Source organism: Methanolobus tindarius DSM 2278 (assembly GCF_000504205.1).
Lineage (GTDB): Archaea > Halobacteriota > Methanosarcinia > Methanosarcinales > Methanosarcinaceae > Methanolobus > Methanolobus tindarius.
On sequence record NZ_AZAJ01000001.1, the window covers coordinates 1,739,104 to 1,756,301 of the forward strand.

Below are 17,198 nucleotides of genomic sequence, written 5' to 3' on the forward strand. Positions count from 1 at the left end.
AAAACCCTTTTCCTTTCACTTTTTGATATTAATCAACTAGTTTCGAACCATTCTCTATTTATAATATTTATTTTTATATTATAAGTTTCACATTACTTTTCAGAAATAAAGAGGGTACAAAATGAGAAAAAACATGAGATATTATAAATTCCTATTCAAGATCAGTCTTATTATTTTACTTACAGTTTCTTTTCTAAGTTCTGCAGGTGCAGAGTCAGGTGAGGATGAACTCAATATCACATCAGAAGGATCTGAACTTGGAATGGCGCCTGTCAATCCTGCTTTCATTGAGTATCAGGAGGAATTGGAGCAGAAGAGCATAGATTCTGATAATAATACAAATGGAACCCTCTCTATTCTGGATTTTTCCAGTGAATTATCAGGTTCACTATCTGCTGAGAATCTCAGTTCCCTGTTATCTTTCAATGACACCGGATTTAACGAAGAAATGCTTCGTCCAACCGGACTTATACCCTCTCCTGTCGATCTTTCTCATTTGTCCCCTGTGAGCATTGAAGACCTGCTCATGGATGATTCAATATCAATTTCAGAAATGGAAATCATGGGCTCAGAAGTATATCCATCCAGATATGATCTCCGTGATGAAAATGGTGTTACAGCTGTAAGGGACCAGGCCCAGGCCGGAAGCTGCTGGACGCATTCCGCAACAGCATCCCTTGAATCCTTCCTTCTTCACAACAGATCAGAAACCTGGGATTTTTCAGAGAATAACATAAAGAATACTTTAGTGTACAGCAATATTGATGGATATGACCGTACACATGATGATGGTGGTTTTGATCTTTACGATGCTGCTTATTATTCTAGATGGAGTGGTCCTGTAATGGAATCAGATGATCCTTACAATGATCTCTCAGGTTTATCTCCGGACAATCTTCCTGTAGCAAAACATGTCCAGGAAATTATGATCCTTCCTGGCTTTGAAGGCACTGACCCTCTTTACAAATGGATGCTTACACACTATGGAGCCATATCAGTAGGCATAATGCAAAGCAGTACTTATTTTGATTCCAATAATAACAGCTACTATTATAATGGTTCAATAGAATACGCAAACCACGCCGTGACTCTGGTTGGCTGGGATGACAATTATTCCGCTCAGAATTTCACTCCCACAGCTCCTGGAAACGGAGCGTTCATCATCAAGAATTCCTGGGGCACAAATTGGGGAGAGGATGGATACTACTATGTATCATATTATGATTCAGTAATGGGAAATAATGAAGGAATATGGGGGACCGGTACCAAACCCTATGTTGGGAATTTCCTTTACACTGCGGAGAATGTGAGTAATTACGACAGTATTTACCAGTATGACGAGCTTGGATGGGTTAGTTGTGTAGGTTACTATGATAGCACTGCCTTAGGTGCTAATGTTTTCACAGCAAGTTCAAATGAAACTCTTGAAGCTGTGAGTTTCTACACTGTAGATTCCAATTCCTTCTACAATATATCCATATACCTGGATCTGGATTCCGGTCCTGTTAACAGTTCTGGCCCGGTCTCAGTACAGAATGGAACAATTGCAATTGCAGGATACCATACTATCAACCTCGATACGAATGTTTCACTTAATACAGGGCAGAATTTCTCAGTTGTTGTAGAATTCACGACGCCAAATTATGATTATCCAATAGCTATTGAACAAGTATTATCCGGTTATAGTGACAATGCTCATGCAGAATCCGGACAGAGCTTTGTAAGTTCCAATGGCAGTCAGTGGACTGACATATCCGAACAGAATGCAAATGTATGTATCAAAGCATTCACTACAGAAAAAAAAGTTCCTGAGGCTTTATTTGTTGCCGGCACAAGATACGTTCACGTTAACGAGACTGTAGATTTCCATGATGCAAGTATTTTCTCACCGGACAGCTGGGAATGGGACTTTGGGGATAATTCTACATCGTCATTCCAGAACCCACTGCATTCTTATTCTGATGCGGGTGTTTATAATGTCTCGCTAAATGCATCTAACTCTTTTGGAAATAACATTTCCACAAGAACTTCTTTCATCCATGTTCTCAACTCAACAATTGTTGTCAATAGCAGTGGAAGCGCCGATTTTACAACAATTAATGCTGCACTAGTTGCTGCATCTGATGGTGATACTATTGTTTTAGAACCAGGGACATACTCTGAAAACCTTTTTTTCAAAAATGATAATATAAGCCTGATTTCATCTACAGGTAATCCTGAAGATGTCACAATCGTTTCACCAGATTCAACTGATATTGCAATTTATATCAGAGCAGATGGAATCACAATTTCCGATGTAACCGTTATGAATTCTTACATTGGAATTGGCACTGATTTATCAAGCGGATGTAATATAGATAATTGCTATACATCCGAAAATATATATGGAATATATATCTCAGAGTCTCAGGTAAATAATATTTCAAGTTGTACATCTAATGAGAACACATACGGATTACGTTTATCTGAGTCAGTGAACAATGTTCTTTACAATAATTCTATGAATAACAACACCTACAATTCATTTTTTGATTCACATGTTAATGTTGTAGAAACGAACAATCTGGTTGATGGAAAAGCAATATATTATCTTGTGAACAGCTCTGATCAGGTGATAGATGCCAGTTCCAATGCCGGTCTTGTTCACCTGCTTAATTGTTCTAACATAACCATAGAAAATATTGAAACAGGGAATGCATATTGTGGATTTTATCTTTATGATAGCAACAATGTGAGTCTCGATAATTGTACGGCCGTTGACAATCAATGTGGTGTTTATCTTGCTTCTTCAGATGACAACACAATATATAGTTTCAATTCAACAGGGGCTACTATCTATGGATTATACTTGTACGATAGCAGCAATGTGATTATTGAAAAATCCACAACCACTGATAACCAATATGGTATTTATCATTCTTGTTCAGATAACAACACAATATCCAGTTGCAACACAACAGGGACCACTTATCATGGATTATACCTATACGACAGCAGCAATGTAGTTGTTGAAGATTGTACAAGCACTGATAATCGATATGGATTCTATTTGTCTTCTTCTGACAACAATACAATTAATAACTGCAATATAACCACTAATTCCAATGGTGGTATTTTCTTATTGGGATGCAGTAATAACTTGATCTATAACAACTATTTCAATAACAGCAACAATGCCTATGTTTTAGGAGGAAGTTCCAACGATTGGAACATCACAAGAACATCAGGGACTAATATCATCAACGGAAGCTACCTTGGTGGAAACTTCTGGGCAACACCTGCAGGAACAGGTTGGAGCCAGACAGAGTACTCCGTTGGAAATGGTTTCTGTGCTGCATATGAGATCACAGATGATGGAAATAATATTGATTATCTTCCATTGACCTTGAATGCTGTTCAACCAACTGATTCAGATGACGAATCCGTTCAAAACAGTAATGATGGAATTCACTTAAAAATAGCTACAAGCAGTTCATCTTTGTCAAATATCGTTGCAACAGATTCAAGCGTACGTTTTGTTGGAAGAGATTCCGAGATAAAGTATGTGTTCACAGAAGGCTCCACTCCGGTAAATGAAATAAGTTTTGAGTCTGAGATTAATGAAGGTTATGTAATGGCAAGTGTCAGTCTTCTTGATGGGTTACCGGAAAGTTCTCCTGCACCGGCATCGGTAACAGTTTATCAGGGAATGGAAATAATTCTTGGCAATGAGGAGTTTTCATCTGGTATAGCTGATGCAAAGATATCCTTCTCAGTATCAAAAGAGTGGCTTGAATCTAATGGATTTGATGAATGGGATATCCATATGGAACATTTCTCAGATGATGTCTGGAACAAACTTCCAACCGTTATAACAGGGGAAAATGAAAATAATTTCTACTTTGAAGCAAAGACAACAGGATTTTCACCATTTATGATATGTGCCGAAGTTTCAGGAGAAAGTCCTGTGAATGCGGGTTCTTCGATGGGAAATGTTGCCTCAGACAGTGTGGATCCAGGGACTACCATAACGAATAAGCCACAAGACATGGAATCTTCCGGTGAGAGTCCGCTCAGTTCATTGATGGCTTTGTCCGGTTTGGTAATTGTCACAATTCTGGCATCAGTTCACAGGTTGAAGAAATCAAAATGACATCTTGATTTCTTCTTTTTTATAATCAGTATAATCGAAACTGTTTAGTACTTCAGGTAACAACTCCTTTCTGTATATTGCATACCTGTGATTCAATTCATAATTATTTTTAAAATTTATCTGTTGAGGAAGTGACTGATAATGCTCAAATGTATGGATTCCGATAACCTTCATAGGAGAATCAAAAAGATAATGGGACAGCTGAAAGCAATTGACAAAATGGTTGATGAGGATGTCCCATGTGAAGATATTCTTATTCAGATCAATGCTGCAAAAAATGCTTTACATAAGGTAGGTCAGGTTGTACTGGAAGGCCATCTCAATCATTGTGTAAGAGAAGGAATAGAACATGGGGAAGCCGACAAAACAATTGCTGAATTTGCAAAGGCAGTAGAGCACTTTTCCCGAATGTCCTGAATTATAGTTTCTGACTTTCTTTTTCCCTTTTATTGTTACTAGTTGATTATTTTTTGTTACGTTAAATCTATATACCTATACCCCCATGGGTATTATAAATACTAGATTTATGCCAGAGGTATATATGATGCTGAAAAAAAATATAATTCCAGATTCAGAAGAACTTGAACTTCTCTGTGTTTTGCTATCAGGTGTGGCATTACTTGCCAGTTTTTTTGGAAAAAGTTTTTTCCCTATAGATCCTGCCTGGTTAGCTGTGATATTATGCGGAATCCCAATCCTGAAAGAGTCTTCCATCGAATTTTTTACTAATTTTGATATCAAGGCAGATGTCCTTGTTTCTCTTGCTCTTATTGCGTCTGTGTGGATAGGTGAGGTTTTTGCAGCAGGGGAGATTGCTGTAATTATGACAATTGGTGCAATGCTGGAAGAAAGAACAGTTTCTAAGGCAAGAGCAGGAATCGAGAAATTAGTGAATCTCACTCCACAGACAGCACGTCTTGTTGCAAACGGAAAAGAGGAAATAATTCCGGCAGACGATGTTCAGGTTGATGATACCCTTCGTGTCCTTGCAGGTGAGACAATTCCTGTTGATGGAGTTATAGTAAGTGGTCAGACTTCTATTGACCAGTCGGTAATGACTGGTGAATCCCTTCCTGTAGATAAGATAGCAGAAGATGAGGTTTTTAGTGGTACTGTAAATCAGTTCGGTACATTTGAGATGAGGGCGACCAAAGTAGGTAAGAACAGTTCTCTTCAAAAAATGATACGTCTTGTGAAGTCTACAGATGCTGGTAAAGCAAAGATTGTAAGACTTGCGGATCGTTGGGCTACATGGATAGTTATTGCTGCACTTGTATCTGCCGCAGGGACATGGTTTGTGACAGGAGAAATTATCCGTGCGGTCACAATTCTGGTGGTGTTCTGTCCATGTGCTCTTGTTCTTGCAACACCCACTGCAATTGTTGCAGGAATTGGAAATGCAACAAAATACGGTATTCTTGTTCGTGAAGGTGATGCTCTTGAACGTCTCGCCACGGTTCACAGGATAGTTTTTGACAAAACAGGGACCGTCACATGTGGTGAACCAGCAGTTGTTGCAGTCGAATCATTTGATACGGATATATCAGCAGATGAATTGTTGTCAATCACAGCCTCTGCAGAACTCCGCTCAGGACATCCTCTTGCAAGATCGATTGTCAGGTATTTCAATTTGTCCGGGAAAGGTTCCCTTTCAGAACCCACCAATTTTGAAATGGTATCTGGCAGTGGTATTTCTTCAGTAGTGGACGGCAGGACTATTCTTGCAGGAAATGAACAGCTTCTGAATTTGAGGTCAATACATATTCCTCAGGAAATGACAATTTCTGTTGAGTCTTATAAAAATGAGGGTTGCACCCTTATCTGTGTCGCAATGGATAATCGTGCTGTTGGCCTGATAGCTCTCTCTGACCCATTAAGAGAAGATTCCTGTACATCAATTAGCAATATACATGGAATGGGTGTAGCAAGCAGTCTCTTTACCGGTGATAATTCCCATGCAGCCAATCATATTGCAGGGGTTGCGGGAATTGACGATGTACGTTCTTCCTGCTTACCGGAAGATAAAATGAAGCTTATAGGTGAATACCAGGAAAAAGGAGAACATGTCTGCATGTTGGGTGACGGTGTAAATGACGCCCCTGCATTAAAAGTAGCAAATGTTGGTATTGCAATGGGGGGTATTGGTAGTGATATTGCCATTGAGGCCGCGGATATTGCACTTGTAGGTGATGACATTCGTCATATTCCTCATCTTCTGGGCTTATCCCGCAAAACCATGAGGACAATAAAACAGAACCTGACATTTTCTATGGGATTGAACTTTGTTGCCGTAATACTGGCAATGGCAGGAATTCTAAATCCTGTGGCAGGTGCCCTGGTTCACAACGCAGGTTCAGTCCTTGTTATTATCAATTCTTCACTTTTGCTGAACTGGAGATCAGCAACCTAACTGCTGGAAAAACAATTGTTAAAAATAGGTGATGTAAGCTGAGTTAAGTTCATTCATTGTACTTAATCTCAGTTTCTTCCCCGAATATCTCTCTTATATTTGACAGAAGATCTGATTTTTTAATTTCAATTTCTTCTTTAAGGTTAAATACATGCTTGCTCTCAGAATCGATATCGTCATTCACATCTTTTATAGTCTGGTTGTATTTCTCCATCACCTTCTCGATATCTTCTTTTTCCTGGTAGATGCTAAGACTGTTCAGCTCCTCAAGAAGTTCATCTTTCTCTTCAAGATGCTCTTTCCTGTGTTCAACGAGTGATGATATTACTGACCTGTCACTTAGAACTTCTATCTGTTTGAGGGCTTTCTCACACATCTGTTCTTTCAGTCCGAGTTCGCCACTCTCTATTCTGTTTGTAAGTTCGGAAAGGAAAGGATCGATATTCTTTTCAATTGCATTAGCAGGCTCTTCTTTTATTGACTTTAGCATTGCCCTGTTGTCAGGTGAAAGCACACATTTTTCATTATTGTCCTGTTTCTCCATTCTTGAAAGTGCTTTGGAAAGAGGTGTAAATAATCTCTTTGCTTCTGCTTCAATATCAGTGATTTCTAATTCAACTGTTTTTATCTCACTTTTCAGTTGTTTTGCTTTTTCAAATTCTTCACTGTTCACAAGTTCAGCAAGCCTTGACTCTGCTTTTACAACTTTTTCTTTTGAAGCATCATATCTGGAATGCATTTCCTGAATCTTTTTGGCGCTGTTGTCCATTTCCTCTTCTATTTTTTTTATATTTTCAATCTCTGATGCAATTTGTTCCAGGCTTTCAACTCTTTTAATTCCCTGCGTAATTGCGGAGTAGAGTTCATCAAGAGAATCCTCAAGTTCAGCAAGACCCTGATTAATTTTCTGGTGTTCCCGGGGGTAAAGAGCTTTGATATACATCAGGCTGCGACTTGTATTATCAAGGACAGTTTTAAGTAGTGATTTTGATTCTTTGAAAAATTCCGAGGCTGTAATAGGGGATGTATCTTCAGGAACCTTCAGTTTGTCGTGAATGAGATTCAGGTTGTTGACAACATTATCCCTGTTAGAATCTCCCAGTTTTTCTCCACGTTTGCTGACATTTTCAATAGGTTCAGCAGACAGTAAATCTTCCTTTAATTTTTCAAGTTCACTTAGTGAAGCTCTGATTGACCTGTACCTTTCTCCTACAACAGGTTTGAGTTCCTCTGTCTGTTTTTCAGATTCCTCTGTCACAATTGCGGCAAGTTCCCTGAACTCAAAAACAGCTGAATGAGATTCTTCTTTTTCCTGCTTTTTTCCAAAAAGCCTTTCAATGAATTTCATCTCTTCATACAGAAAAGGTAATGCAACTTTAAAAGTTTATTGGACATTTTGGCTGACAGGTTTTTCCTTTTTCTCGTAATATGTATATAGTAATTACATAGTATTCTACTAACATTCCTTTACACTTTTAAATAATAGTATATGTATGTCTGATGGTAGAAATGTTCAAAAAAAGAAAACAGGCAACAAAGACAGTCTCCTCCCGGGATAATATACGGAGGGTCAGGCTAATTTTTTCCATTATTTTCAGGACATTACTGATAGTTGCAGGTGTAAGTGCTTTACTCAGGAACGACCTGCTTAATCTGTCACTATCGCTATTTGCACTGGTTCTTACATTTTTGCCAACCTTGATCCAGAAAAAATGGGAGATACATTTCCCTTCGTTGTTCGAAATTCTGATATTGATATTCATTTATCTGTCAGTTTTCCCGGAAATCATGGGTCCGGTTATAAAGGATCTGTGGTGGGGTGACTTTGTACTGAATGCCATATCAACAGTAGTTATAGGAGCCATAGCATTTTCAATAGTATATCTGCTCTTCTGGGAGAAAAAATCGCACACTACTATGACTCCGGCCATTATTGCATTGTTCTCTTTCTGTCTCTCATTTACAATTGCAACAGTAATGGAAATATCAATTGTAGCACTTGTGAACCTTTTCGGTTTTGATGCTCCCAGATATGATATGGGAATCACAGCACCGAACATGACATCAAATCTTTTCATAGACCTTCTGGTTTCTTTACTGGTATCGCTTGCAGGGTATGTTTATATTCATCACCAAAAGGGGAACCTGCTTGACAAAATGGTTACAAGCTTCATTGAAAAGAATCCATGTTTCTTCAACCTGGCAGATGAAAACCAAGACCCATCAAATGCTCTTCTGGAATTGATATCCAAGGGTGAGGGCAATAACCTGGAATTCAAATCCACAATGAGGATTAATCTTCATACCTCAAAACCCGATAAGCGTATTGAACACGCAGTTGCAAAAACGATGGTGGCCTATCTGAACTCAGATGGCGGATGTCTGCTTGTCGGAGTTTCGGATGATGGCAGTATTCTTGGAATCGAAGCTGATAATTTCCAGAATAATGATAAGTTCAACCAGCATTTTTCCAATATCATAGCTCATAATATTGGCAATGAGCATCTCCCTTTTATTAACTCTGAACTGATCAAAGTCGATGATAAATTCGTGCTTAAAGTCAATTGTATTCCCAGTGATAAGCCGGTATTCCTGAAAGATGACGGTAAGGAAGAATTCTATATACGTTCTTCAGCAGCAAGTCTGGAAATTTCTGGAAGCAAGCTCATAGAATATATAGACAGCAGGTTTAAAAATAATAACCAATGATTTCAATCAACTAGTTTTTCTTGATTAGTATGATTAGAACAGAACAATCCTATCTCTTTCAATACGTACAAGACACCTGTCATTTTCTTTCAGGTTAAGACTTTCAAAGAACTGGTCGGATATCTCAGCTATCATCAGGTTATTATGTTCTTTTATCTCAAGGGCAAGAGTTTTAGTTGAACCTTTGTTCACCATGTTTTTTACACATGCATGGAAGGTATTTTCATTGCTGATAGCTTCATCAGTTTCAGGCAGTATGCGCAGGTTCTCAGGTCTGATTCCCCAGGATATTCTTTCTTTGACCTGACATTCAGGTCTTTTTGCAGTTACTTTCAGGTTTTCACAGCCGATAGTAAGTGTTCCTGCCATTTCATCATCTTTGATAACCGAAGAATCCGTGAATATGTTTGTGATACCAACAAGCTCGGCAACGTGGCTGTTCTTTGGATGGTAGAACACCTCTTCGGGAGTTCCAATCTGCTGAACTCTTCCATCATGGAATATCACAATCTTGTCTGCGATGGTAAAAGCTTCAACATGGTTGTGAGTAATGAAAAGAACAGGAATCTTCAGTTCCCTCTGGATTTCCTTAATTTTCTCCCTAAGCTTCATGCGCACGACCCTGTCAAGAGCGGAAAAAGGTTCGTCCAGTAGTAGTATGTCGGGTTTTGGTGCCAGTGCCCTAGCCAGTGCAACTCTTTGTTTCTGGCCGCCTGAAAGCTGGGAAGGATAATTATCTTCCAGTCCCTTGATCTCAAGCATTTGGAGCATTTCATTAACTCTTTCTTCCCTGTCTTTCTCATCCCATCCTTTCAGTCCGTAGGCAATGTTCTTTTTCACATCCATGTGAGGAAAAAGTGCATAGCTCTGAAAAACGTAACCAAGGCTGCGCTGCTGTACTGGCAGGTTAATTCTCTTGTGACAATCAAAGTACACATTGCCGTTTACAACTATTTTGCCGCCATTTGGTTCCAGCAGCCCTGAGATACACTGAAGAGCTGTTGTTTTTCCTGAACCGGAACGACCGAAAAATACTGCAAGCTCATCGCCTACCTCAAACTGGGCATCGAGTGTGAAAAGGGCTTCAATACCTTTTTTCTTGTCACTTTTTTTCCGGTAATATCTTCTTCTGAAATCCGCTTTAATGCCCATGACTTTACCTCATATCTTCCAGTTGTTGATAATCTTTGCAGTTATGGCCATTGAAAGCAGGGACATTACTATCAGTATGATGACCAGCATGTTGGCAAGACTGTTGTTTCCTGCCTGGAATGCGCTGTAAATTGAAATCGACATTGTGTTAGTTCTTCCCGGAATGTTTCCGGCAAACATAAGTGTTGCACCGAATTCACCGACAGCCCTTGCAAAACTGAGGACTATTCCTGCAAGTATTCCTTTCTTTGCAAGCGGAAGCGTGATAAAAAGTGCGGTGTCAAGTTCTTTTCTTCCAAGGGTGAAAGCGGCATATTCGTATTCCCTGTCAACTGCTTCTATGGCGGCTGTAGTGGTTTTAACCATTAGAGGCAGGGATACGACAAAAGCTGCAATTACTGCTGCCTGCCAGGTGAATACTATGCTCCATCCTGTCAGGTTGTAGAGAATACTCCCAAGTACTCCTTTTTTCCCAAGCAACACTACCAGAAGGTATCCTGTAACTGTAGGCGGGAGTACAAGGGGTAAGGTTACGAGAATGTCGGCCAGCCATTTGCCCCTGAAATCACGTCTTGCAAGTATGTATGATATCACCATTCCTGTCATTGCCACAATTAATGTGGACAGGCCGGCGATTTTGAGTGTGATTAACAGGGGAAATCCAATCTGGTCGAACATTTATTTTTTCCTTTTATGCTGTGAATCCGTAAGACTGCAGGATTGTCATTCCTTCTTCAGATGTGACAAAGTCAACAAATGTCTGGGCTTGCGTTTCGTGTTCTGATCCTGCAACTACTGCAATCGGATAGCTGATTGGTGTTACAGTTGGAATGGTCGCTTTTACTTCGATGGTTCCTGAATCTGCTGTTGCTGCATCTGTACTGTAGACAAATCCTGCACCAACTTCTCCTCTTTCAACGTATACGAGTACCTGCTTTACATCATCTGCAAGGAGTGTTTTGGACTGAAGTTCATCCCAGAGACCTGCCTGTTCCAGTGCTTCTACGGTGTATTTTCCAACTGGTGCGGTTTCAGGATTTCCAATGCTGATTGTTTCAACATCATCTGAAAGAAGGTCTTCTGCTCCTGTTATCTCCAGTTCACTGTCAACCGGTGTTATCAGTACGACTGAGTTTGCTGCGAAGTCTTTTCTTGATTCTTCAACAATAAGGGACTCATTACTTAATATATCCATATGGCTCTGTGATGCTGATGCGAACACGTCAATAGGTGCTCCGCCTTCTATCTGCATCCTGAGTGTTCCTGAGCCTGCAAAATTGTAGTTCACATCAATGTCAGGATTCTCTTCTTCAAAAGCGGTCTCAAGTTCTGTGAATGCTTCTGTAAGACTTGCTGCTGCAGATACTGTAATGGTGGTGACTTCACCTGAACCACTATCTGTGTTTACGTCAGTCTCTACATCTTCACCTGCATTGGTGTCGGCACAGCCACTTACAAATACTACAAGTGCAAGTATGGCTGCAATAGCCAGAATTAGTTTTTTGTTAAATGTCATAATTACTACCTTCCTGAATGCAGTCAGCAGAACTAAACTTAAAATATCCATTAATTATGCGTTATGTTCTTGACAGCATAACGCTAAGTTCCTCTTTCTGATATAAGTAATTTTCCTGATAGCGATACTGTTAAGTTAAGGAGTATTTTCTTTTTCTAAATGGATGGGTTTTATGGATAAAAATATTTGCTCTAAAACATGATTTAATGTTAGTAAAATAAACCACTTCAACTGCGTTTGTTTATTCGTATGTTATAAAAACGCAATCAACAACCAGAAATTGCATTTCAAATTATACTTTCACATCGGTAGTACACACGTTTATATTGCATTGTGTGTAATTTACTATTATGCCTCCTCTCATAAAAATGACAATGGATTTTCCAAGTGGACAACAAACATATATGTTGTCTGAAGAAAAAGCATTTGAAATTTTAAGAATTGTTTTAATGAATGAACAATGCAAAACAGCAATTGTTCAAAATCCAAATGAGCCTCTTGATATCCCAGATGCAGAAGAGTTAACTGACTATATAAAATCACTACCTAGTTATACTTTTACAGTTGAAGATGTAACAACTCATTATGTAGCTAATTCTGACGAGATTGATAAAGATGAAATGACGCGTTGGACAAACGCAGTTCGTTCTAAACTTAGTAGAATAAGAGACAAAATCGCAGATGAAGAAAGTGGTAATTGGGATGTTAAAAAGAACGGACTTGTTAGAACATACACGTTTGTGAAAGACAATACTGACAAAAACACTGAATCAGAAATGGATAAGTGGATATAATAATGGCGAAGCGGGCGTGACACAGCGGTCAACTGTGCCTGACTTATGATCAGGAATTCCCTGCCTGGAATACGTGGGTTCAAATCCCACCGCCCGCGCCATTTACTTCACATGCCCATGTAGTCTAGTCCGGATAAGATTGCCCTCTTACTAAGGGACAGACACGAGTTCAAATCTCGTCGTGGGCATATTTCCAAAGTTACCTCTGGCTGTGGATATATATGTGTTTATGAAATAAATAGTTACTCTGTTTGATAGTATTTTTTCTATAACTGCAAAGATTAAAATGCGCTTTAATAAGAAAAAACCGAAAAAATAGAGAGTAGCAGCACAAAAGCTGCCAAAACAAAATAATTATTCTTCTACAACAGTGACTTTGTTCATCTTGTCTCTTGCCTTGATCTTGTTGACGACATCCTGGCCTTCGATTACCTGACCGAAGACGGTGTGCACGCCATCAAGGTGTGGCTGTGGAGAGTGTGTGATGAAGAACTGGCTTCCACCGGTGTTCTTTCCTGCGTGTGCCATTGAAAGTGAACCTGTTCCGTGTTTGCGTGGGTTGTTCTTTGTTTCACATTTGATGGTATATCCTGGTCCACCGGTTCCGTCTCCTCTTGGGCATCCGCCCTGGATTACGAAGTTTGGAATAACTCTGTGGAAAGTAAGTCCGTCATAGAATCCTTCCTTAATGAGCTTCTCAAAGTTCTCAACAGTCTTTGGTGCGTCCTTCTCGAACAATTCAAGGACAATATTTCCTTTACCGGTCTCGATGATTGCTTTCTTCATTAAATTCACCTTATAGGATTTCTAAAGGCTAATGGCTAATTTAAGGTTTTCTGTGAGCTAAATGTGAATAAACCATATTCTCTATATTTAACTGACAGTGGCATGCAGCTCATTACTCGTAATGTGCAGATACGTAATAATACCGCCACCGGAATCATAGATAAGAGTATAATCAGACAGATCTTCCTGAATCTTATTATTATTCTTTTGTTCCCATGAGCATGCAATAATACCATCCTGAGCAAGCAGTTTCATGTAATGGTTAGTAACATTGTACAAACTCTGAACATCACCATTTGATATCGTAACATTCGGAAGCATAGTAGTTGAGCTTTTTTCATCCCATGAATATTCAGTAATATCTGAATCACTATATTCCAGCATATAGGTATCACTCAGAAGGTCAAAAGTACTGTTTGCAAGCTTCACATTTGCAGGGTCTTCATACACGGGAAACTCACTGCTGCCGTATGTATCCCATATTTCTTTGTCAGTACTCACGGATGTATCTGTATACTCAATAGTATCTATGACATTTTTCTTGATTTCATAGTAAAGGGTCTTCGTTCCAGATGTTGCAGTAACATAAGTTTCAATCGAATTGAAATTAGAAGCCTCTCCATCCTCATCCTGGAAATAGAATGAAAAATTGTACATCGGATCAGGATTTGATGCATTCAGTTTTATGATCTTGAATGAATTTGATAGTGCAAAAGTTCCCATAGGCGGTAAAGTCTCAAGTTCTATTACTGCAGTCTGGTTTTCATGATCCAGGGCTACTGAAGTAGATGTAAGTGACTCTGCATACTCGCCCCATCCTTCATAGAATTCACTCTGTATGTAAATTATAATATCGTCAGCTTTTATAGGATTTGTAAAATTGTTATTCAGGCTGACATTAGGGAAAAGAATCACCGGCTTATTGGAAGAAGCAACAGTAATGCTTGTATCACTGATTCCGGATACAGACGTATTTCCACTGATTCTCATAACAGGAAGTGTAAGTGTTTCAATATTGTAGTGGAATTCAGGAGGTGATATCATTATGGTGCCACCGTTGCCATACTTTGACCAAACACCACCGCCTTCGTAAGCAATTGTTCTGTCACCCGATGTGTACTTTATTTTTCCCATAGGTATAGGTGAACTGTATCCTGCAAAATCAGATTCGTTCTTGTATTTCTCCCATGAGTTCCAATGAGTACGGTTATCATAAAATTCCTGATACCATGATGAGTTACTGTTCAGAGCCAACACCATTATCTGACTGTCATTGTAATCCCGGGTATCACCCATGACTTCAAGTTTTCCTCCCATCTGGTTGACTCTTGTTATCTGGACAGGAGATTCACCCAATGAAGCCTTGCTTGCCCTGGAGTCAAATACAGTGAAAGCCTGCTCTACTTTTTGAGCTTCAGCAATATCTTCAAGGTTGTTCAGAGTAGGTGATGTGTAAAGAATAATTATTGCTATGGATAAAATTGTAATTGCAAGGATGAGTACAATACCAATAACAGATGAGACTGCCTTTTCATTTGACCATTGCTTTAATTTCATTACTTCACCTCATCCTTTCAATTAATTGTGATATGCATAGGGGCTTCAACAATAAACACGTCAATATTTGATGGATAATCTCTGCTGGTACTGACTGTGCTATTTGTCCTATCTACATTTTCGACTGGCATCTCCATACTTTCATTCAGGTATTTTTCCCATGCTTCAAAATAATCACTTTTGATTGAGATATTGACCTGAGATACATTGTAGTATCTCTCTATTGTTCTTCTGCCACCGTTTGCAGTTACACTCACAAGTCCTGTCCCGGACAGGCTGGAACTGCCGGACAAACTTGAACATGGTATCAAAAGTACATTATCTGAAAAACTAAACAAAGGTTCCAGTTTCATTAATGAATGCCCGTTCTGGTACTTCGACCAGATCCCGGTGTTTTCATAACAAACATAAGTGTCCTTGTAGTTGTTTTCTATCGTTCCAATATGTTTTGCGAATGTTTCAGTATCATAAGAGCCATTTGATGCGTTCCAGACCTTCATGTTAATTTCCATATAACTTACACTTGTTACTGAAAGCGACCCACCGTACATTTTCAGTTCAATAGATTGGGAAGGTGCACTACCTTTGACAACCTTGTTGATATTTGGAGCAAGAACCTGGAAACTCTGTACTATATTCTCTGAATGCTGGTTTTCCTGCAGGTGCTGAATGAGTGGATATCCGGCAACCACAATAATCGCTGTTGCCAGCAGGATAATACTTAATATTATGCTGAAATCTACTAATTCAGACACCGCATCGTCAGATTCCAGATTCCTTCTTTTCATTCCAACACTTCTTTTTGCTCTCATCTGATTCCTATTAAATTTGAATTTGCATCATAATACAGCTCAAAATAATCCTGTCCGCTGTATATTTTATTAGAGGCAACACCTGTAGTTGATGTAACGTATGTTACCTTCACTTCAGTTCCGGGCCCGCTCTGTGATCTGAATATAATTTCCCTGGTGCTGTTTGAGAGTTCAATAGAATACTGATGTCTTGCAATTGTGGGTGGCAATGAAAACTGATAACTGATATTTTCAGCCTTTCCGCCATAGTTATTAGTTATTTGAACTGCTGTATCTATATTCGATATTTGCAGTGCCATATCATTTCCATGAATCTCAAACTGGTCACGTGTGACAGCATGTTCGTGCCTGTCCATCATCGTGTAGAAAGAACCAATCACAACAACCAGTGTAATCACTGTTATTGAAAGCATAAGGACAGTTCCAACTGAAATGGATACTGCATTTTCATCATCTGTTATTCTTTTTTTCATGCTTGCCCTTTTGGTAATGTGATTGGTATCAATGCGTCCATCTTGAGATTGCCATTTTTATTCATCTCTATCCTTGCTTTGATGACATCAATTCTCTCTATCTCAAATTTGTTTCCGCTTACTGTATCACCTGCAATCAGGAAAGTGCCTGTTGTGACATTTCCGTTAATAATGCGTAAGCTGTATGTTTTTCCAGCAGTTTTATTGTTAAAATAATAATTAAAATAAGAACTTCCGTCTACAAGGTCTGAACTGATATTCAGTTCCCCGCTGCTGCTACTGTAAGTGTCAAGCACAGTTAATCCGTCTGTGACACTAATATTCACACCTGTTCCGGATTTTTCAAACTCTGCAGACCAGATTGTTCCGGATTGGTTAAAAGCTTCCACAGAAAATTGCGTACTATTACTAAATGCTGAAGAATTAATTGCCATCAAAAAAGTATCAGTGTAATTTACTCTTTCAATCACTGTCCAGTTAACATTCCCATCAATAAGTCCATTCTGTGTAAAGTAAGGCTTATGGAAGTTTCCGTGCTCTAAAGTATAAATAACTCCGGAAAATGCACTACTTTCGGTCATTTTTCTGGAAAAAGCATCAATGTAATCGTTGAACTCTGTATTATTTACAGATCCGTTATATGAGTAAGAATAAGCTTTCTCATAGGCATCAACAGTAATCTGAACCGCATTTGAATAATCATAAACATTAGTTTCTACATTTGATTCCGAAGCAGTATTGCTGGCAAAGATAATGCTGTTTAACATAAGTGTCAATACGACTACAGCCATACCAATGGCAAAGCTGGCAATCAATATCATCTGCGCAGAGTCGTCTTTTTTTCTCATGCTAACACC

14 protein-coding genes and 2 tRNA genes are annotated in these 17,198 nt (G+C 39.0%); 7 read left to right on the plus strand and 9 right to left on the minus strand.

What is annotated here, in order from left to right:
- The first annotated feature begins 121 nt into the window (after positions 1 to 121).
- The 3 genes from METTI_RS15130 to METTI_RS08410 all read left to right on the plus strand — a co-directional run bounded on the left by METTI_RS15130 (position 122) and on the right by METTI_RS08410 (position 6,542).
- Complete coding sequence (locus METTI_RS15130) at positions 122 to 4,132, plus strand: lectin like domain-containing protein (RefSeq protein ID WP_023845393.1); 4,011 nt, start codon at positions 122 to 124, stop codon at positions 4,130 to 4,132.
- Positions 4,133 to 4,285: 153 nt separating this feature from the next.
- Positions 4,286 to 4,549, plus strand: coding sequence for a metal-sensing transcriptional repressor (locus tag METTI_RS08405; RefSeq protein WP_281170057.1), 264 nt, complete (start codon positions 4,286 to 4,288; stop codon positions 4,547 to 4,549).
- A gap of 124 nt (positions 4,550 to 4,673) precedes the next feature.
- Positions 4,674 to 6,542: a heavy metal translocating P-type ATPase gene (locus METTI_RS08410; protein ID WP_023845395.1), complete on the plus strand. Its 1,869-nt coding sequence runs from the start codon at positions 4,674 to 4,676 to the stop codon at positions 6,540 to 6,542.
- Positions 6,543 to 6,591: 49 nt separating this feature from the next.
- On the opposite strand, the gene METTI_RS08415 is transcribed toward METTI_RS08410, so the two are convergent.
- Positions 6,592 to 7,890 carry a hypothetical protein gene (locus METTI_RS08415; RefSeq protein WP_023845396.1) on the minus strand — a complete coding sequence of 433 codons (1,299 nt, stop codon included), beginning with the start codon at positions 7,888 to 7,890 and terminating at the stop codon, positions 6,592 to 6,594.
- A gap of 161 nt (positions 7,891 to 8,051) precedes the next feature.
- Between METTI_RS08415 and METTI_RS15135 the strand changes: the two genes are divergently transcribed.
- The gene (locus METTI_RS15135; RefSeq protein WP_052324324.1) at positions 8,052 to 9,251 is read left to right on the plus strand and encodes an AlbA family DNA-binding domain-containing protein; all 1,200 of its coding nucleotides are present in this window, start codon (positions 8,052 to 8,054) and stop codon (positions 9,249 to 9,251) included.
- A gap of 33 nt (positions 9,252 to 9,284) precedes the next feature.
- On the opposite strand, the gene METTI_RS08425 is transcribed toward METTI_RS15135, so the two are convergent.
- Genes METTI_RS08425 through modA form a run of 3 tightly spaced genes read right to left on the minus strand, consistent with a single transcriptional unit; the run spans position 9,285 to position 11,919 of the window.
- On the minus strand, positions 9,285 to 10,403 hold the full coding sequence (locus tag METTI_RS08425) for an ABC transporter ATP-binding protein (protein WP_023845398.1): 1,119 nt from the start codon (positions 10,401 to 10,403) through the stop codon (positions 9,285 to 9,287).
- A gap of 9 nt (positions 10,404 to 10,412) precedes the next feature.
- On the minus strand, positions 10,413 to 11,081 hold the full coding sequence (gene modB / locus METTI_RS08430) for a molybdate ABC transporter permease subunit (protein WP_023845399.1): 669 nt from the start codon (positions 11,079 to 11,081) through the stop codon (positions 10,413 to 10,415).
- 13 nt (positions 11,082 to 11,094) lie between these two features.
- The gene (gene modA, locus METTI_RS08435; protein ID WP_048135325.1) at positions 11,095 to 11,919 is read right to left on the minus strand and encodes a molybdate ABC transporter substrate-binding protein; all 825 of its coding nucleotides are present in this window, start codon (positions 11,917 to 11,919) and stop codon (positions 11,095 to 11,097) included.
- Between the two features lie 350 nt (positions 11,920 to 12,269).
- Between modA and METTI_RS08440 the strand changes: the two genes are divergently transcribed.
- The 3 genes from METTI_RS08440 (at position 12,270) to METTI_RS08450 (ending at position 12,901) form a co-directional block, all read left to right on the plus strand.
- Positions 12,270 to 12,713: a hypothetical protein gene (locus tag METTI_RS08440; RefSeq protein ID WP_023845401.1), complete on the plus strand. Its 444-nt coding sequence runs from the start codon at positions 12,270 to 12,272 to the stop codon at positions 12,711 to 12,713.
- A 10-nt stretch (positions 12,714 to 12,723) separates the two neighbouring features.
- Positions 12,724 to 12,814: transfer RNA gene (locus METTI_RS08445), tRNA-Ile, on the plus strand.
- 12 nt (positions 12,815 to 12,826) lie between these two features.
- A tRNA-Lys gene (locus METTI_RS08450) sits at positions 12,827 to 12,901 on the plus strand.
- Positions 12,902 to 13,067: 166 nt separating this feature from the next.
- Here METTI_RS08450 and METTI_RS08455 read toward each other — a convergent pair.
- From METTI_RS08455 to METTI_RS08475, 5 genes are all read right to left on the minus strand, one after another.
- Complete coding sequence (locus METTI_RS08455) at positions 13,068 to 13,499, minus strand: peptidylprolyl isomerase (RefSeq protein WP_023845402.1); 432 nt, start codon at positions 13,497 to 13,499, stop codon at positions 13,068 to 13,070.
- Positions 13,500 to 13,586: 87 nt separating this feature from the next.
- Positions 13,587 to 15,056, minus strand: a complete 1,470-nt coding sequence (locus METTI_RS08460; RefSeq protein WP_023845403.1) for a DUF7289 family protein — start codon at positions 15,054 to 15,056, stop codon at positions 13,587 to 13,589.
- A 17-nt stretch (positions 15,057 to 15,073) separates the two neighbouring features.
- Complete coding sequence (locus tag METTI_RS08465; RefSeq protein WP_048135983.1) at positions 15,074 to 15,844, minus strand: DUF7289 family protein; 771 nt, start codon at positions 15,842 to 15,844, stop codon at positions 15,074 to 15,076.
- Positions 15,845 to 15,864: 20 nt separating this feature from the next.
- Entirely contained in the window at positions 15,865 to 16,341 is a 477-nt protein-coding gene (locus METTI_RS08470; RefSeq protein ID WP_023845405.1) for a DUF7266 family protein, read from the minus strand.
- Complete coding sequence (locus METTI_RS08475; RefSeq protein ID WP_023845406.1) at positions 16,338 to 17,189, minus strand: DUF7261 family protein; 852 nt, start codon at positions 17,187 to 17,189, stop codon at positions 16,338 to 16,340. The genes METTI_RS08470 and METTI_RS08475 overlap by 4 nt, the downstream gene beginning before the upstream one ends.
- Between the last annotated feature and the right edge of the window lie 9 nt (positions 17,190 to 17,198).